This window comes from Streptomyces sp. NPDC032721, from assembly GCF_055579625.1.
Genome location: NZ_JBVIMX010000003.1, coordinates 391,065 through 409,245, shown reverse-complemented (window position 1 = coordinate 409,245; position 18,181 = coordinate 391,065). Strand labels below are relative to the sequence as shown.

General features: G+C 69.8%; 12 protein-coding genes and 4 pseudogenes. 7 read left to right on the top strand and 9 right to left on the bottom strand.

All coding sequences use genetic code 11. The features are described 5' to 3' along the window. Nucleotides 1-25: 25 nt before the first annotated feature. The 4 genes and pseudogenes from ACZ5PB_RS10015 to ACZ5PB_RS10000 form a co-directional block, all read right to left on the bottom strand. The gene (locus ACZ5PB_RS10015; protein ID WP_468689478.1) at nt 26-526 is read right to left on the bottom strand and encodes a GNAT family N-acetyltransferase; all 501 of its coding nucleotides are present in this window, start codon (nt 524-526) and stop codon (nt 26-28) included. 69 nt (nt 527-595) lie between these two features. Beyond that, nucleotides 596-961: an ArsR/SmtB family transcription factor gene (locus tag ACZ5PB_RS10010; RefSeq protein WP_468689477.1), complete on the bottom strand. Its 366-nt coding sequence runs from the start codon at nt 959-961 to the stop codon at nt 596-598. Nucleotides 962-1,040: 79 nt separating this feature from the next. Beyond that, on the bottom strand, nt 1,041-1,889 hold the full coding sequence (gene arsM, locus ACZ5PB_RS10005; RefSeq protein ID WP_468689475.1) for an arsenite methyltransferase: 849 nt from the start codon (nt 1,887-1,889) through the stop codon (nt 1,041-1,043). 275 nt (nt 1,890-2,164) lie between these two features. After that, a pseudogene (locus tag ACZ5PB_RS10000) lies at nt 2,165-2,449 on the bottom strand (FAD-dependent oxidoreductase); the annotation flags it as partial. 107 nt (nt 2,450-2,556) lie between these two features. Between ACZ5PB_RS10000 and ACZ5PB_RS09995 the strand changes: the two are divergent. Then, the gene (locus ACZ5PB_RS09995; protein WP_468689474.1) at nt 2,557-3,963 is read left to right on the top strand and encodes an NAD(P)-binding domain-containing protein; all 1,407 of its coding nucleotides are present in this window, start codon (nt 2,557-2,559) and stop codon (nt 3,961-3,963) included. 302 nt (nt 3,964-4,265) lie between these two features. Here ACZ5PB_RS09995 and ACZ5PB_RS09990 read toward each other — a convergent pair whose 3' ends face one another. Beyond that, the gene (locus ACZ5PB_RS09990; RefSeq protein ID WP_468689471.1) at nt 4,266-4,499 is read right to left on the bottom strand and encodes a MerR family transcriptional regulator; all 234 of its coding nucleotides are present in this window, start codon (nt 4,497-4,499) and stop codon (nt 4,266-4,268) included. A 236-nt stretch (nt 4,500-4,735) separates the two neighbouring features. Between ACZ5PB_RS09990 and ACZ5PB_RS09985 the strand changes: the two genes are divergently transcribed. Next, the gene (locus ACZ5PB_RS09985) at nt 4,736-6,223 is read left to right on the top strand and encodes a SulP family inorganic anion transporter (protein WP_468689470.1); all 1,488 of its coding nucleotides are present in this window, start codon (nt 4,736-4,738) and stop codon (nt 6,221-6,223) included. A gap of 194 nt (nt 6,224-6,417) precedes the next feature. Here ACZ5PB_RS09985 and ACZ5PB_RS09980 read toward each other — a convergent pair whose 3' ends face one another. From ACZ5PB_RS09980 to ACZ5PB_RS09970, 3 genes and pseudogenes are all read right to left on the bottom strand, one after another. Next, nucleotides 6,418-7,293, bottom strand: a complete 876-nt coding sequence (locus tag ACZ5PB_RS09980; protein ID WP_468689468.1) for an alpha/beta fold hydrolase — start codon at nt 7,291-7,293, stop codon at nt 6,418-6,420. Between the two features lie 20 nt (nt 7,294-7,313). Next, nucleotides 7,314-7,786 (bottom strand): annotated as a pseudogene (locus ACZ5PB_RS09975) (hypothetical protein); the annotation flags it as partial. Nucleotides 7,787-8,093: 307 nt separating this feature from the next. Then, nucleotides 8,094-8,150, bottom strand: a pseudogene (locus tag ACZ5PB_RS09970) (hypothetical protein); the annotation flags it as partial. Nucleotides 8,151-8,504: 354 nt separating this feature from the next. Here ACZ5PB_RS09970 and ACZ5PB_RS09965 point away from each other — a divergent pair. After that, entirely contained in the window at nt 8,505-9,032 is a 528-nt protein-coding gene (locus ACZ5PB_RS09965; RefSeq protein ID WP_468689466.1) for a hypothetical protein, read from the top strand. A 453-nt stretch (nt 9,033-9,485) separates the two neighbouring features. Then, a complete protein-coding gene (locus ACZ5PB_RS09960) occupies nt 9,486-9,929 on the top strand; it encodes a DUF6653 family protein (protein WP_468689465.1) in 444 nt (147 codons plus the stop codon). Between the two features lie 482 nt (nt 9,930-10,411). Here the strand turns inward: ACZ5PB_RS09960 and ACZ5PB_RS09955 are convergent. Further along, nucleotides 10,412-10,879 (bottom strand): annotated as a pseudogene (locus tag ACZ5PB_RS09955) (Na+/H+ antiporter NhaA); the annotation flags it as partial. A 765-nt stretch (nt 10,880-11,644) separates the two neighbouring features. On the opposite strand from ACZ5PB_RS09955, the gene ACZ5PB_RS09950 reads away from it, so the two are divergent. The 3 genes from ACZ5PB_RS09950 (at nt 11,645) to ACZ5PB_RS09940 (ending at nt 18,016) form a co-directional block, all read left to right on the top strand. After that, on the top strand, nt 11,645-14,092 hold the full coding sequence (locus tag ACZ5PB_RS09950; protein WP_468689463.1) for an LPXTG cell wall anchor domain-containing protein: 2,448 nt from the start codon (nt 11,645-11,647) through the stop codon (nt 14,090-14,092). A gap of 221 nt (nt 14,093-14,313) precedes the next feature. Next, nucleotides 14,314-16,854 (top strand): GEVED domain-containing protein, encoded by a 2,541-nt coding sequence (locus ACZ5PB_RS09945; protein WP_468689462.1) that lies wholly within the window; start codon nt 14,314-14,316, stop codon nt 16,852-16,854. A gap of 178 nt (nt 16,855-17,032) precedes the next feature. Continuing rightward, the gene (locus tag ACZ5PB_RS09940; protein ID WP_468689461.1) at nt 17,033-18,016 is read left to right on the top strand and encodes an isopeptide-forming domain-containing fimbrial protein; all 984 of its coding nucleotides are present in this window, start codon (nt 17,033-17,035) and stop codon (nt 18,014-18,016) included. The last annotated feature ends 165 nt before the right edge of the window (nt 18,017-18,181 follow it).

Sequence of the window (18,181 nt, the reverse complement as noted above, 5' to 3'; positions counted from 1 at the left end):
GGCCCGGTCGGCACGGGAAGGACGACTACACGATGGCAGGGCTACGGCGCTCGACGAGGACGACGTCGCGCCAGACGCCGTGATGGCGCCCGATGCGCTCCCGCACACCGATGGCACGGAAGCCCGCCCGCTGGTGCACACGCAGGCTGGCGGTGTTCTCGGGGAAGATCCCGGACTGGATGGTCCAGATCCCGGCGTCCTCGGTCGAGTCGATCAGCGCCGCCAGGAGGGTGGAGGCAATACCGCGCCCACGGGCTCCAGGGTGGACGTACACGGAGTGCTCGACCACGCCCGCGTACGCGCACCGGTCCGAGACGGCGCTGGTCGCGACCCAGCCGAGCACCGCCCCAGTCTCGTCGCAGGCGGCGAAGCGGTGTTCGGTCAGTTTCGCGGCGTCGAACGCCTGCCAGGTGGGCGGGCTGGTCTCAAAGGTGGCGTTCCCCTCGTCGATCCCCGCCTGGTAGATCGCCAGCACCTGCGGTGCGTGCTCGGTGCGCAGCGGCACGATCTCCACCGTGTCCCCCATACCCGTTCCCCGTTCTCATGACGCCGCCCCGGCCACCGCGGAGCGACGGTCGGGGCAGTGGACTGGTGGTCAGGCGCCCGCCGCGCCGACCAGGATCTTCCCCATCGCGGCGAGCACGGACGGCTCGACCCGGTAGTACACCCACGTCCCGCGCCGCTCGGAGGTGAGCAGACCCGCATCTTTCAGCTTCTTCAGATGGTGGGAGACGGTCGGCTGGGACACCCCGACGTCGGAGATGTCGCACACGCACGCCTCGCCGCCCTCGTGGGAGGCGACCGCGGAGAACAGCCGCAGCCGGACCGGGTCGCCGAGCGCCTTGAACATGCGGGCGGCTGTTTCGGCCTCCTCCGCGTTCATGGGCCGTTCGGTCAGCGGCGGGCAGCACGGCGTCACCGTCTCGGGCTCCAGCACCGTCAACACCCTCGTATTCGACATACGTCTATGTTGACACACATCGAATCAAAGTGGCAGGGGTGTCTGTTGACCAGTCACCGGGGTGCCCCTGGGGGATGCCTCAGCAGCAGGAGGGCGCCCGGGCGGGGGCGCTCCCGCAGCAGTCGGCCTCGGCGCCGGTCCCGGCGGAGGGCAGGGTGGTGGGGGCGTCTGCGGGCTTGGTGGCCTTGATGATCGCGGAGTGCATGCCGTCGGCGACGGCATGGGTCGGGGTGAGGGAGATGTCCGTGAACCCGGCCGCCGCCAGTCCCTGGTGGTACTCGGCAAAGGACAGGGCGCCAGCGATGCAGCCTACATAGTCGCCGCGCTCGGCCCGCTCGGCGGGGGTCAGGGCGTCGTCGGCGACGACGTCGGAGACGCCGATGCGGCCTCCTGGCTTCAGGACGCGGAAGGTCTCGGCGAACACGGCCTGCTTGTCGGTGGACAGGTTGATCACGCAGTTGGAGATGACCACGTCGATCGTGGCGGCGGGCAGCGGGACGGCCTCGATGGCGCCCTTGAGGAACTCCACGTTCGCCGCCCCGGCCTTCGCGGCGTTCGCCAGCGCGAGGGAGAGCATCTCCTCGGTCATGTCCAGCCCGTACGCCTTGCCTGCCGGGCCGACCCGGCGGGCGGACAGCAGCACGTCGATGCCGCCGCCCGAGCCCAAGTCCAGGACCCGGTCCCCCTCGTGCAGGTCGGCGACCGCGGTGGGATTGCCGCACCCGAGAGAGGCGGCCACCGCCTCGGCGGGCAGGGCCTCACGCTCGCCGTCGGCATAGAGGGCGGAGCCGAAGTTCTCGTCGATCTCCACCGGCTCGACGCCGCAACATGCGGTACCGCCCTCGGCGACCTTCACGGCCGAGGCGGCATAGCGCGCCCGCACCGTCTCCCGCAGGTCCGCATCGGCGGTGGGGGTGTTCTGGGCCATGACAGTTCTCCTCCGCTCCCGGCCGCCGCTTTGATTCGACGGCTCTCGATGCAACACTGCGCCTTGTATCGAAGGACGTCAACATAGGCGCATATCGAAACAAGAAGTGCAGACGCGGGGCGTTCTCGCGGGGTGGCGGCCGGACGGCAGGGGGTGTTACCGGCGGGCGAGGTGGGCCGCCAGGCGCCGGGTGATGCGGTCGGCGTCCCGGCCCACCCGGGGTGAGGTAGGGCAGGTCAGGCGGTAACCGGTGGCGAGCACGAGCACGTCCAATTGCGGATCTCGGCGTCCAGGCGGCCAACGTACGCGGTGAGGTAGGCGACGACCTCATCGCGGTGCGGCTAACGGTCCCGGTCGGCGCCGGGGAAGCGCATCCCCGGCAGGGAGCTGTACCGGGCGGGCGAGAACAGGGTGAGGCTGTCGTAGTAGCGCGGCCACGACCCCACGGCCCGGCCGGCTGATTCCAGGACCACCGGCCGCAGCCCGCGCCGCACCAATGCATGCGCGGCAGCGAGCCCGGACTGCCCGCCGCCGATGACGGCGACGTCGACGTGCTCCATGGACCATCCCCCAATTCGATAAACGTCTATGTTGACGTCCATCGATACAGGTGTCATGCTGGGCCGCGCAACCCATCGACAGATGTCGAAACAACCGAGGAGTCGTCGTGAACGCGCACGCCACCGCCCTGCCCGTCGTCGTGATCGGGGCCGGGCCCACCGGTCTGGCCGCCGCCGCCCACCTCCTCGACCAGGGCCTCAACCCCCTGGTCCTGGAAGCCGGACCGGCAGCCGGGGCGGCGGTCCGCCAGTGGGCGCACGTGCGGCTGTTCTCCACCTGGGGCGAAGTCGTCGACCCCGTCGCCGAGAAGCTCCTGGCCCCCACCGGCTGGGTGCACCCCGACCCCGCCACCTACCCCTCGGGCGGCGACTGGGCCGAGCAGTACCTGCAGCCCCTCGCCGACGTCCTCGGCGACCGCGTTCGCTACGGGGCCACCGTCACCGGCGTCTCCCGCACCGGCCGGGACCGCATCGTCGACGCCGACCGCGAACAGCAGCCCTTCGTCATCCACGTCGCATGCACCGACGGCCGCGAGGAGCGCGTCTTCGCCTGTGCGGTCATCGACGCCTCCGGCACCTGGAGCACGCCGTCCCCGGCGGGCGGCAGCGGACTTGCTGCACTCGGCGAGAAGGCCGCCGTCGACCGGATCACCTACCGCGTCCCGGACTTCAAGGATCCTGCCGTCAGGGCCCGGTATGCGGGCAGGCGCACTGCCGTGATCGGCTCCGGCGCCTCCGCGTTCACCGCCCTGGCCACCCTCGCCGATCTCGCGAACGCCGACGACGGTGCGGGCACGAAGGGGGTGTGGGTGCTGCGCCGCGGGATCTCCGGCTCCACCTTCGGCGGCGGCGCCGCCGACCAACTCCCTGCCCGCGGCGCGCTCGGCCTCGCGGCCAAGGCCGCCGTCGACCACGGGCACGCCGATGCGGTCCCCGGGTTCCGCACCGAGGCCATCGAGCGCGACAGCGAGGGCCGTCTGATCCTGGTCGGCGAGGACGGCCTCCGCCTTGAACCGGTCGACGAGGTCATCGTGCTGACCGGCTTCCGCCCTAACCTCACCTTCCTCAACGAACTGCGCCTGAACCTCGACGAACGCCTCCAGGCGCCCGTCGAACTGGCCCCGCTGATCGACCCCAACCAGCACTCCTGCGGCACCGTCTACCCCCACGGCCACCGCGAACTCGCCCACCCCGAACAAGGCGTCTACCTCGTCGGCATGAAGTCCTACGGCCGCGCCCCCACCTTCCTCGCCATGACCGGCTACGAGCAGGTCCGCTCGGTGACCGCCGCCCTCGCGGGCGACCTCGACGCCGCCGACCGCGTCGAACTCACCCTCCCCGAAACCGGAGTCTGCGGCGGCGCCGGCCTCTTCGACACCCCCACCACCCAGGACAGTGACGGCGGCTGCTGTGCGCCGGCGCCCCAGACCGTCCCGCTCACCGCGCCCGCAGCGGCCACTGCTGCCGGTGCGGCCCCCAAGGAGCCTGACGCGGGCGGCTGCTGCGGGTCGTGACCGGCCTGGACACCCCCACGAGCGGGGCCGCGACCGGAAACGGACCGGTCGCGGCCCCGCGCCGTGCTGCCCACCCTGTGCGCCACCCAGATCACCAACCGGGGCATCATCTGCCCTCGCCCCGTCATGGGTGAGCGGGCGTGCGTGCCCTCGTCGGTGCGGCGAGAGGATGGTGCATATGCCGTCCTCGCCGCAGGTTTCCGGGTCGGTCCGGGCCGCCCGCCGAGCCAGGTCCCGCAGGGCGCTGCGGGTGGTACGCAGTTCGACCAGTCGTTGTTCGATGTCGGCGAGGTGCTGGCCGATCAGCGCGGTGACGTGGCGCTGTCGCGCAGGGCCACGACGGAACGGATCTCGGCGAGGGTCAGCCCGGCGCCCTGGACGTCGCGGATGAAGGCGAGGCGATGGGCGGCGTCGCTGCTGTAGTCGCGGTAGCCGCCCGTGGTGCGGGGCGGCTCTGGCACCAGCCCGGCCTGCTCGTAGAAGCGGATGGTCTTGGCGGTCAGCCCGCTGGCGGTGGCAAGGTCCCCGATGCGCATCGTTCCAGCACACCGCCCGGGAGCAAGCCCCTCAAGCGCTGAAACCGGCAGTACGAGAAGACTGCGCGGTCAGCGCACTGGCAACAGCCAGGACCGGACAAGGAATTCAGGACCGCTGCAAGCGAGTGCGGAGCGTGGCGGCGAAGTCCTCCGCATCCTCCCGCACGCCCCGGCCTGCCGGACGGGTGGGCCCGAGCACGACAGGTACGCAACCTTCTGCGTCTTCCTCTTCCCCAGTGACCCCCGCCACACGGCTGCACGGCCTGCGCCCCGACTGGCTGAACAATCCCAAGGTCTGGCGCACCGAGATCCTGGCCGGCCTGGTCGTCGCCCTCGCCCTGATCCCGGAGGCGATCTCCTTCTCGATCATCGCCGGGGTCGACCCCGCGATCGGCCTGTTCGCCTCCTTCACCATGACCGTCGTCACCTCGGTCGTCGGAGGACGCCGCGCGATGATCCCCGCCGCCACCGGCGCCATCGCCCTCGTCATCGCACCCCTGAACCACGATTACGGCATCGGCTACCTGATCGCCGCGGTCATCCTCGCCGGCGTCATCCAGATCGCGCTCGGCACGCTGGGGGTGGCCAAGCTGATGCGGTTCGTACCCCGGTCGGTGATGGTCGGTTTCGTCAACGCCCTCGCCATCCTGATCTTCCTGGCACAGGTCCCGGAAACGCACGACGTGCCCTGGGCGGTATACCCGCTGATCACCGGCGGCCTGACCCTGATGGTGTTCTTCCCGAAGATCACCAAGGTGATCCCTGCCCCGCTGGTCTCCATCGTCATCCTCACCGTCATCACGGTCGCGGCCGGAATCGCCGTACCGACCGTGGGTGACAAGGGCGACCTGCCCTCCTCTCTGCCAGTGCCCGGCCTGCCGGACGTGCCCTTCACCATGGACACCCTGAAGATCATCGCCCCGTACGCGTTTGCGATGGCGCTCGTCGGCCTGATGGAGTCCCTGATGACGGCCAAGCTCGTCGAAGACATCACCGACACCCACTCCTCCAAGACCCGCGAGTCCATCGGCCAGGGCATCGCCAACATCGTCACCGGATTCTTCGGAGGCATGGGCGGCTGCGCGATGATCGGCCAGACGATGATCAACGTGAAGGTGTCCGGCGCCCGCACCCGCCTCTCCACCTTCTTCGCCGGGGTCTTCCTGATGGTGCTGTGCATCGTCTTCGGCCGGGTCGTCTCCGACATCCCCATGGCCGCCCTGGTCGCCGTGATGGTGATGGTGTCCTTCGCGACCTTCGACTGGCACTCCATCGCACCCAAGACCCTCGAGCGGATGCCCGCCGGGGAGATCGCCGTCATGGCCATCACTGTCATCTGCGTGGTCGCCACCGACAACCTCGCCATCGGCGTCGTCGTCGGCTCCCTCACCGCCATGGTCATCTTCGCCAAGCGAGTCGCGCACCTCGCTGAAGTCACCCCCCATGTCGCACCGGACAACAGCAGCGTCCTCTACACCGTGACCGGGGAGCTGTTCTTCGCCTCCTCCAACGACCTCTACGGCCAGTTCCAGTACGCCACCGACCCCGACCGGGTCGTCATCGACCTGTCCGCCGCCCACATCTGGGACGTCTCTTCCGTCGCCGCACTCGACGCCATCGAGACCAAATACGCGCAGCGCGGGAAGAAGGTCGAGATCATCGGCCTCAACACCCCCAGCGCCGACCTCCACAGCAAACTCACCGGCAACCTCACCAGCCACTGACCAGCCGACAGCACGGCACTCCCCGCACCGCCCCCCACAGACGGACGTCCAACGCCGACCACCGCCCCGCCCCCGCCGCTCATCCGCTACGCTCGGCCGCCTTCACCAGCGGCCGGTGAGGACATCTCGTCATCACCGTTCCGGAATCCGGGCAACGGGAGGTTTCCCTCGTGGGAGCCGCTCGCCCCGGCACCTCAGCCGTCCGGTATGTCCAGGAAGGCGCGGATGCGGGCCGCTGTCTCCTGCCACCCTTCGCCGAGCCAGACGAAGTGGCTGCCCGCAGCGCTCTCCCACAGTTGTGCGTGCCGCATTGCGGCGAGGGTTTCGGCATGGGTGAACGGGACCGAGCCGTCGCGCCGGGATGCGATCACCAGCACAGGCACGTCCACCTCTGCCGTGAGATCGGGTACGGGAACGAGTTCGTGGACGAACCCCGCCCCCGACCTCATCCGGGAGAAAAGCCCGAGCAGCTGCTCCCGTTCGTCCGCGCGCAGTCCCGCGACCATGTCCCGGGCGGGCAGGGTGGTCAGGTCGCGCAGCAGCAGCCGCAGCCCTGTACCGGGTGCGACGCGCAGCAGTTGCCGTACGGCGCCCCAGACCGCGCCCTCCACAGCGGGGTGGAACACGATGCGAGCGGCCCGACGAATTCGGGCATCGGGCCAGGGCAGCGGGCCCACCGCGCTCATCAGGACCAGCCGGGACGCGAGACGGGGATGCCGGGCGGCCAGTGCCACCGCAGTGGGCCCTCCCGCGGAGATCCCCACCACCGCCTCCGCCTGGCCGATGCCGAGCCGCCCGCACAGCTCCGCCACGCGGTCGGCGAACCCGGCGGGGGTACCGTCAGCCGGCAGAGGTGTCCCGCCGTAGCCGGGCCGGGAGGGCACCAGCACAGTGCGGTCCCGGTCGGCGAACACCTCCTCACCGAGAGCCAGGCCCGCCCGCATGTGGCCGCCGTGCAGGATCACCACGGTGCGGGGTCCTCGGCGGTCCAGCCGGTACTCCACCGGGCCGCAGCTCAACAGGGCGCGTCGTACGGGAAGTTCGGTGCCGATCCGCAGGGGTTTCACCATGCCTCCTTTGCTCGGGCCGGGGCCCGCAGCGCATCGAGCGCGGGGGCCGCCCCGAATGTCTCACGGACCCGGACGAGCGAGACCGCCGCTCGCTGTCACCGTTCACGCGCGGCCCCGGTGGTGCCGGGTGCCCAGAACAGCTGGGCGGCGGCCCGCACGGCGGCCGGGTGACGCAGCAGACCCGCCTGCTCGTGCAGGCGCAGCACGGCGCACAGAACGGCGGTCGCGTCGTGGTCGTGGATGCCGCGCTCGTCACCCTCGTCGTACGCGGCCTCCGCCGCCTGCCGGACCAGCGCGGGTACGGCGTCCTCCGCCCCCTCCGCCAGCGACTCCCCCACCCGCTTTGCCCCGTGCTCCGCCGGCAGCCGCGCCGCGAGCTACTCCGCCCGGTAGACCAGCGGCGATTCCGAAGCAGGGTCTGCACCCAGTGGGCGCGGGTGGCGGCGAAGACCGGGCCGGTGAACGGTGCACGGTAGTCGGTGCCGGTCAGGGCACGTGGTCAACCGGCCCTGAGCCGTACGCAGTTCGGCACTCCGCCCGACCCGCTCCTCGGCCGTGGCGGGTGCCTCGCCACGCACCTGCCGCACGAGACGGGCGAGGTGGGCGGCGGCATCGAGCGCCTCGGTCGCCTGCCGGGACTGCGCGGTGACGGCCCGGAACTCCTCCAGCACCCGGCCGACGGTGGCCTGTATCTCCGCCAGCCGAGCCCTGAGGTCACCCGCCTCCGGGTCGCCCAGCCAGTGGTACCGGTCAGTGATCCGTGCGCAGGTCGCCACCAGTGCTTCCTCCACCGCGACCGTCGGGGTCGTCGTGGTGGCCTGCCGGGCGACGGTCAGGCAGTCGGAGATGCCACGCACCAGGTCGGCGTTGCCGATGCGGGCGAGCGGCCTCGAGCCGGTGGGCGCGGCCTGGTCTGGGACCTGCACCCCGGGTACGTCCTGCGACCCGAGGACCTGGTGGTGCTGGCGGCAACGCGCAGCGGACTGGCGGAGCTTCTGGACAGGCTGTCGGCCGCCGAAGGGGCAGCGTGGGGCCGCACGTAGGATCCTGGACGGGACAAACCTTCGACCCAGCCCCCGGTGGCTCGCCGTGCCCCGGCCTCCGCTTATCACGAGCAAGAATCGGGTTCAGGTTCGCCGAGTAGATGCGACACCACCCTCGGCCTTGACCAGTTCCTTCCTCAAGGCAAAGATCCTCGCGAGGTGATGCGGGTGCAGGCGAACGTCGTGCGTCGACCATTGTTCACATGGCTCCTGATGACGGCGGGGGTAGGGTTCTATGCCTGTGCGGTGGGGGTCGCGGGCTTCCTACCTGATGCCGGTTACGCGCCACCGTTGGTGATCGCCACGACCACTTTCTTCTTCTGGCTGCTCGGATGGCACTCGGCAATACGGTTCACCGCCACTGAGGTGTCGATCACCAACATCCTTGTGACCTCCACTGTTGCCTGGCAGGACGTGGTACGGGTGACAGTGAGCGATGGCCTGTGCTTCCAACTGCGCGACGGTCGAAAGAGGGGCTCGATCGCCTTTGGCGGGTCGCTGATCGGCGCGCTCACCGGCTATCCGACGTATCAGAGCGCATGCGAGACTCTGCGAGAAGCACGTAAAAAGGCTCCCTATGGAGCCAATCGGGGTGGCCCCGCTGACCTGCGACGGTCAGTGGAGTGGAAGCGGCAACTAGCCGCCGCTGCGATGATCTATGCTCCGCTGTTGATCCTTCTGGCTGCCCGTGGATGATGGGCTGACCCGCCGGAGCTGGGGCCGCCCAGCCCATGGGAGATCGCTCAACGACGACCATGTCGACACCGACTTCCGGTCGTCAGGTTGAGCGACGGCTTATGGCGCGGTCCTGTTTGCGTGAGGACGCTCACCGGCGTTCCCGTGCGGTGAAGTAGCGTCATCTGGCACCAAGGCGCGGTGTGATGACCCGCCCGGGCGCTCGTCCTGAGCCTTCTCCTCGATCACGGGCACCAGGAGTCTGGGACCTGTGGTTCCAGAGGAAACAGCCCCTGGGCAACGCAGCACAGCCACGGTGGCCGAAGGTCAAGGATCCCAGATATCAAGGGAGTTGCGGACCGGAACGCACTTTACTGTGTGCCACTCGCAGCCTATTCTCTGCCGAGGTGTGCCGGGAAGTCTGGTCGGCGTCGTACTGCGTCATGCGCCGACAGCCTCGAACGGAGCACACCTATGAACGCCCTCCCCCGGAACCGGCTCGCCAGGGTGCGACGAGCAGTTTTCGCTCGGCATGCCAACCCCTGGAGCGCATGGACGCGTTGGGCCACCACCCCTCTGGTGCTGTGGCCGGTGTGGACGCGCCGTGGGCCGCATGCGGCGGCGACGGCTGCTTGGTTCGCGCTCAACCCCGTCATCTTCCCGAAACCCGCCGACGACCGGGCCTGGGCCAGCCGTGCAATGCTCGGCGAGGAACAGTGGATCATCGACCGTCCCAGGGATCTGGCGTTGGGTGTCAACGCTGCGGCTTCCCTGGCCTCCGCCTGCGCGGTAGCGGCCGCCTATCGCCGTAGGCCAACGGCCGCAGCCACAGCAACCGCCGCACAGATGGCGCTGACCCTCGTGTACTGGGAATTGATGGTCCGCTACCTCGACGCTCACCGCCAGCAGGCCGACTGACGCCTACAGCCCTTCGGTGATCAGATCATGGCAATGGCCTGCTGATGGCCTGCCCCAGGCAACTGCGACGAGAAGAACAACTGCCCGTGATCGCCCGTCCGACCGCATACCTGCCGTTCATGCGGCCGGACGGGAGGGGCGGCAGGGACCTTGGCGGCTCGGCGCTGCGATGCTCGTCGAATGCCGAGCAGATCCTGCTGTTCCAATCCCGGGCGATGATCCCGAAACTTCCCAACTCACCGACTCCGTTGCACAGTTGCCTCGCCACTGGTTCGATTGCGTGGGACTTACCGGACCCTGTTCGGCCGACGGCGACACAGCCAGCCATTTCCGCCAACACCCACCCGGCCCGTCCTGGGGGTCCTCAGTATGTTCAGCCAGCCAGCCGAAAAGTGTGCTGCCTGTGCAGGGGCGCCTCGCGGACGGCCCCTGGCTCGGCAGCTGCGCTGGTGGACGCTGCTGCATCAATGGCAGCCTCCGGGTTACTGCTCTGAGGGTCCGGTTCGCTGGTAATTGTCGGAGACGCCGTCCTGGTCGTCGTCGCGGTTCTCCTCCTCGTAAAGGCGGCGGTAGATTCCGTTGCGGCGCCTGAGGAGAAGTGCGGCACAGGCGACCGCCACGAGGGAGCCGATCAGGACCGCGGTCTTGATGTGCTCGGCCGCAGTGGGGTCGGAGAAGGCGAGCTCGCCGATCAGCAGGGCGACCGTGCAGCCGATTCCGGCGAGTACGGCCAGCCCGAAGACATCTGCCCATGCCAGGTCGGGATTGAGCCGGGCACGGGCGAAGCGGGCTGCGAGGTAGGTTCCGATGAAGATCCCCAGGGTCTTGCCGACCACCAGCCCCAGCACCACGCCGAGCGGTTCCGGCCGGCTGAACACCTCACCCAGCGATGCGGCCGAGACGCTCACCCCGGCGGCGAAAAGGGCGAACAGCGGCACCGCGATCCCCGCGTGACCGGATCCGAGTGTCAGCAGCGAGCTCGGTCGTCGACTGTGGGGAGTGGGGCGGGACGCCATCCCGCCGACGTGGCGTCCCGGGTGTGGGCGGCTCGGGGTTGGTGACGTGGTGCCGCTGCCTGTGAATCCAGGCTTCAAGTTGTCTTCGCGTGTTCTCCGCAGGGCATCGCAGTTGCGGAGTGGGTGCCCGTCTGGAGTACAGGGCCGGCGAACCTGCGGCTGCGCCCCATGAACGTGAGTGGCTGCGATTGCCGGATCTTCCTCGCGAGGCTCGATCTGCGGTCGCCGAGAGCACCGAGGCTGCCGTTCGAAGGGCGGGCGCTCATTGCAACTCGGTTGACCACAGGTGAAGTTGAGTTGAATCGGCCTACCCGGTGGTGGTCAGGGAGTTCAGCGATTCACCTTGGTCTGGCAGGCCCTGCTTCCTGGCTCAGAATCCAGTTCAGCCCGCGAGGTGCTCACCGAGATGAGGGGGGGGCGGACTGTGAGGCCACCAGGGTGATACGAAGGCGCGTCTCTCCCAAATAGTCACAAATACATCACATGATCCGTTTTGCGCACCACGCGAAGATTTCGATGTTCGCACAGATGTGGCACTGCACGGGATGGCTGTCGATCAGGGGGCCGCTCCCAGTGGTTCCGGCGCAAAACCAACAGGCACAGGTATGACGGCCCGTCATGCCCGTTTGCCCGCAGGCCCTGTGAACTTGTCGGCGTAAGCCGGCGTTTCGACTCGAATAGGAAACGAAGGCCCCGAACATGACCAGCTCCTCCCCTCGCCGCAGCCGGGACAGTCGGGCGCAGCACTACCTCGTGACCGCGCTCACCTCCTCCACCCTTGCGGCTGCCGCCCTGGTGGCCGCGCACGGCGGTGCACAGGCCGCAGAATCACCCGACGCACCCTCGCCCGCAGCCAATATGACGGGACGTCAGGAGCATGTCCAAGGCGGAGAGGGGGTCACCCGGACAAGCCCGGCCCTGCGGGAAAAGGACCGCTCGTCACGGGACCCGGATTCGCGCTCCCGACCGCGTGGCGAGGTCGCGGCTTCCGCACCTGCGATGTCGGAGCAGGGCGGAGCCCCTGTTCAGGGTGAGGCGGCCGGTCCGGGCCGGCCGACGACCGAGAAGCCCTCATCGCGGCAGTCCGGTGCAGCACGAACCACTCCCGAAGGGTCGAATACCGCGGTGAGTTCCGGGAGCGGGCAGCCGTCCGCCCCTGATCGCACCCGCCGGCGGACGAGTCCCGCGGCCGTGGGGCTGGTGGATTCCGATGTCACCAGGAAGCAGCCCACCGCTTCCCGCACGCCCGAGCCGGCGACACACAAGTCCGGCAGGGCCGGGGCGGAGACCCGCAAGGCACCGGGGTCCTATTCCGCCGCCCTGTCGCTCACGCGTCAGCGGGCCGGGGGGCCGGTCGCACCGGGTGAGACATTCGAATACACCATCGCCGTGACCAACCACGGCCCGTCGGTGGCCAAGAACGCCAAGGTGAGCGACGACCTGCCCGCGCCGCTTCAGTTCGTGTCGTCCAAGGACGGCTGCACGGCCCAGGGACAGACGGTGACGTGTACCCCGAAGGAGACGCTGGCCGTCGGCGAGAAGGCGACCTGGGTGATCACCGTGCGCCTGGACCCCGACTACGAGGGGGACGGCTCGGACATCGCCAACATCGCCCAGGTGGAATCGGCGACCACGGACCCCAACGGCGGCAACAACACCGGCCCGACCGGGGGTGCGGGGCTGCCAGGGGGTGGGCGGCCGGCCCCCGTGGCCGCCGATGTGGCGGTGACCAAGGTGGCCAAGGGCAACGCGGCGGTCTCGCCCGGGAGCACGTTCGACTACGAGATCGCGGTGACCAACCACGGCCCCTCGACGGCCAAGGGCGTCACGGTCACCGACACGCTGCCCAAGGCGCTGGCATTCGTGTCCTCCGCCGAGGGCTGCACCGGCGAGAAGGGCGTCTACGGCGCCACGGTGACCTGTCCGGACCTGCCCCAGCTGAAGCCGGAAGAGACGAAGACGTTCACGGTCACCGTGCGGCTTTCCCCCTCGTACGACGGTGACGGCACCGACGTGGTCAACACCGCCCGGGTGACCGCGAAGACGGCCGATCCGAAGCCGGAGAACAACACCGCCTCCGCGTCCGGGCTGCCGGGCGGGCCGGGACAGGCGCCCGGCCAGGCCGAGGCCGACCTGGAGGTCCGTGCCCAGGACATCACCGGCCCGGTGGTCCCGGGCACAGCAGCACGCGGGCAGATCACGGTGGTCAACCACGGGCCCTCCAGCACGCGCCGGCCCGCCCAGGTCGACATCACGCTGCCCACGCACGTCACCGTACCGAACACGAGCCTGCCCCCGGGGTGCACCGTTCGCGACGCCGGCAAGGCGCTGCGCTGCACCATCGAAGCGGGCCTGGAAGCCGTACCGCCCACGGACGGCAGGACCACCGGCCGTGCCGCGCACAGCAGGGCCGACTCCTCGGTGACCCTCTCCTACCCGGTGCGGGTCGGCTCGGACGCGCCCGTGGGCACCACGCTGTCGGGCGGCACCGCCAGGGTGACCAGCCCTGAGGACAGCTCCCTGGACAACAACACGGACACCTTCCTGGCGACCACCGCCGCACACGGCAACGCCGACCTGGCCACCAGCAAGACGGCGATCCTGGCGCCCGGCCAGTCCAAGATCCGCCCCGGCGACACCTTCACCTACCGCGTCAAGGTCACCAACAACGGCCCGTCCGACTCGGAGAACGTCAAGGTCACCGACCGGCTCCCGGACGGCCTGCTGTTCCAGCGTGCCTCCTCCGGCTGCACCGCCCAGGGCCAGACGGTCACCTGCCTGGCCGGAACCGTGGCGGCCGGGCGCAGCGCCCAGTTCGACATCGTCGTACGGCTCTCTCCTGCTTACCAGGGCACCGGTGCGGACCTGGACAACATCGCCTCCGCCGGGTCCACCACGCCCGACCCGAACCCGGACAACGACCAGAACCCGCCCGGCACTTCGGGCCCCGGCGGCGGTCCGCTGCACGTCACCAAGCCCAGCTCGAAGCCCACCAACTCGAAGCCGGCCGGTTCGAAGCCGACCACCCAGGCGCCGCAGCTGGCCGAGACCGGCGACGACGTGTCCCCGTGGACACTGTGGGCCGCCGGATTGCTCCTCGCCGGCGCCGGCCTGACGTACGCGGCACGCCGCCGCCGCTCCGGCTGACCCCGGATCGGCCACAAGCCGGGCGAGCGGAGCCCCACTCGCCCGACGCGCCCCGCGCGCAGGCGCGGTCAGCGGTCCGGCAGCGGGCCGCGACGTACACCAGGAAAGGTAACGACAGAACAGTGCAGACCCACAGCTCCCCACCCCGACCTGCTCGACCACGGCCCCCACACGCCCTGCGCGGGCGCCGCGCCGCGGCCCTGACCACCACCGTGCTCACCGTGCTCGCGCTGGCCCCGCTGGCCGCGGCCACACCCCCGCCCGCCCCCGGCGCCCGCGGTGCCGTCCTCCAGCAGGGGCAGCAGCCGCAGGCCGCCCGGCAGGCGGCGCCGGTCACCTTCCCCTACGTCAACGGCTTCGACGGCCCCACCTCGGACACCGTACTGACCGGCAGCGCCAGGTACGACGACAAGGACCCCGACGGCTGGTTGCGCCTGACCACGACGGACAAGGACCAGTCGGGCAGCTGGCAGATGAACGGCGACTTCTCCACCGACCTCGGTGTGGTCGCGGAGTTCACCTACGCCACCTACGGCGGCAACAACCACTGCGTGCTGATCTTGGGGTGCAACGGGTTCGGCGACGGACTGACGATGTACTTCGCCGACGGCACCGCCCCCAACGGTGTCGGCAACGCGGGCGGCGCGCTGGGCTACGTCGGAGTGCCCGGGGCGTTCCTGGGCGTCGGCTTCGACGAGTACGGCAACTTCTCCGGCGAGTACGGCGGCCCCGGCCGGAGGGAGGAGAACATCGTGCTGCGCGGCGGCGGCACCAAGGTCGACGGCAAGATCACCGGCTACAACTACGCGACCGGTGTGAAGGGGCCGGGCGGCACCGTGCAGACCAAGGACAGCCGCAAGCAATTCCGGACGGCAAGGGTCAGCGTGGTGCCCAAGGGGGGCAAGCTGCTGGTTTCGGTCGCCTCCAACACCGGCCCCGGCACCCCGATGCAGCAGATGATCGACAGCTTCGACATCTCCACAGTCACGAACCAGCCCGCGCTGCCGCAGACCCTCAAGCTCGGTTTCTCCGCGGGTTCGGGCGGCGCGACCAACAACCACGAGATCGGCGACCTCAAGGTGGCCCTCCCGGTGGATCTGTCCCTCACCAAGACCGCCCCCGCCACGGCCGAGGGCGGCAAGAAGCTCACCTACAAGCTCACGGTCAAGAACGACGAGGCCAACGACGTGACCGGCGCCCGCATCAGGGACGCCCTCCCGGCCGCGCTGACCGACGTGAGTTGGACCTGCGAGGCATCCGCAGGCAGTTCCTGCGCCACGGCCACGGGCAGCGGCAACAACCTGGACACCACCGCCGACCTCAAGCGTGGCGGCACCGCCGTCTACACCGTCACCGCCACCACACCCCTCCTGCCCCAGGAGGTGACCAACTCGGCCACCGTAGCGGTCCCGGCTCACCTGGTGGATGTCAACCCGGACAACGACCGGGCGCAAGTCACCGTCGGGATCTCCGCGTCCACCACACCGCAGGGTTCGTGCCACACGTACACCTACGCCGCGATCGGCGAGGCCCCGACGAGACTGTTCCGGGTGAACCCGCTCACCGGGAAGTCCGTCGACACCGGGATCACCTACGCGGGCGGATTCGACGCCCTGGGATACAGCACGCACACCGACCGGCTCTACGCGATCACGCGGCAGAAGCCGTTCCGCATGCTGACCATCAACCCGAACACTCCGTCCGGCGACATCAAGGTCCAGGACGTGCCGGGGCTGGAGAACAACGGCTACTGGAGGGAGGGCGACATCGGCGGTGACGGAAAGACGTTCTACGTGGCCGGCGACGCCTTCAACAAGGCCCTGGCCATCGACCTGACCGCCCCCAAGCCGGTAGCCAGAGCGAGCAAGTTCAACGTGGGAGGAGGCAACTGGTACGACTGGGCCCTGCACCCCAAGGACGGGCGCCTGTACATGGCTGACGGCTCCACCCTCAAGCGCGTGGTCTTCGACGGGGACAGGGGGCCGGGAACGGTGGTGGGAAGGAAGATCCCGAACGGCGACTACCTCTCGACGTTCTTCGACGAGATCGGCAACTTCTACGCCATCGACCGTCGCGGCAAGGTCTACCAGATGGACCTGACCAGCTCGACCGCCGAGAACCCGATCCAGGGTGCCCAAGTGCGTGATGCCGTGCTCGCCAGCCAGATCTCCGGCGACAACGACAAGGTCGTGGACGCGGGGGGCTGCGTGATCAACAAGGACTTCGGGGACGCCCCCGACTCCTACCACACCACGGCTGAAAACGGTGGACCCTTCTCCGACGTGGCGGAGGGCTTCTTCCTGGGCCAGGACAAGAGCGTCGAGTCCGATGCCCGCCGTCCCGTCGACGCCGACGGCCAGGCTGCCGACTACAACGGCCTCGGTGACCAGGACGACGCGTTCACCGCGCTCCCGGTCATCAGCGAGCAGACCTACGGGCTCACCGTGCCGCTCACCAACACCGATCCTCAGCGCACCGCCACGGTCGCCGCGTGGATCGACTTCAACCACAACGGCGTCTTCGACTCCGGCGAACGTGCCACCGCCGCCGTTACCGCAGGCGCCACGAGTGCCGAGCTGAGCTGGAACGTGCCCGAGGCAATCGCGCAGGGCAAGACCTTCGCCCGGATCCGCCTGTACGAGGGCGCAGTCGCCGCTCCGCTACCCACCGGTGAGTACAAGATGGCCGGCGAGGTAGAGGACTACCCGGTCACGGTCGAAATCCTCCAGTCGGACCTGGACTTGACCAAGACCTCCTCCTGAGCTTCCGACCGCCGGGCAGGGCGCCACACGGCGCCCTCCTTCCGGTGGCGGACCGCGGCCACCCCCTCCTCGGAGGTGGCCGCTTCACCCCCACGCCATCACCCGAAGGGCACCTATGTGCCCGTGCGGACACATACCCCGAGGGCTGTGGCACGACCGAGAGAGAACAGAAACCGACATGACGATGACCAAGAGACGGTGGCACCTGGCTTCGGCCGCAGTGGTGGCCACGCTGTCCTGCGCAGTGCCCCTGTGCGCCACCCCCGCCGCTCTGGCCCAGGTTACGGCTGTACCCGCCCCCACCGGGGCGGGTACCGACCTCTCCCTCACGGCCGACATGAGCGTTCAGGGGGCGAACCGCTCGGCCGCCGTGCGCGGCCTGGCGCCGGTCCCGCCGGGCGGGATCGTCACCTACACCCTGACCACCAAGAACAACGGCCCCTCCGTCGCCAAGAACGCCAAGGTCACCGACACCCTCCCCACCGGGCTGACCTTCGTCTCGTCCACGGACGGCTGTACGGCCCAGGGCCAGACTGTCACCTGCGGCCCCGTCGCCGAACTGGCGGCCGGTGCCACCAAGACGTGGACCTTCGAGGCCCGCGTCGACTCCGGCTACACCGGCGACGGCACGGACCTCAAGAACAGCGCAGTCATCTCCTCGGACACCAAGGACCCCACGAGCGCGAACAACACGGCCTCGGCCGTACTGCCCGGCGGCGGCAGCGTCGGCAAGCCGAGTGCGGACCTGTCGACGTCGAAGACGGCGGTGGGCTCGGAGAAGGTGTCGCCGGGTGAGGAGTTCGAGTACACCATCACCACGAAGAACGCGGGTCCGTCCGATGCCACGAAGGTCGTGGCGACGGACGACCTGCCGGGGCCGCTGTCGTTCGTGTCTTCGTCCGACAACTGCACGGCCCAGGGCCAGAAGGTCACGTGTACGGCCGACGTCGTCAAGAACGGCGAGTCGAAGTCGTGGACGTTCAAGGTCAAGCTCGACCCGGCGTACACCGGTGACGGCAGCGACCTGAAGAACACCGCCTCTTCAACCTCCGAGGTCGAGGACCCCGATCCCAACAACGGCGGCAGCGAGCCGGTCGACCCGCCCGGCGGCGGCGTCACCGAGCCCCTGGCCGACCTGGAGGTGACGAAGACCGCCTCCTGACCCCGTCTCGGGGGGGGGGGGGGGGGGGGGGGGGGGGGGAAAGGAAGGGGGGGGGGGGGGGGGGGGGGGGGGGTGGGGGGGGGTTGGGGGGGGGGGGGGGGGGGGGGGGGGGGGGGGGGGGGGGAAGGGGGGGGGGGGGGGGGGGGGGGGGGGGGGGGGGGGGGA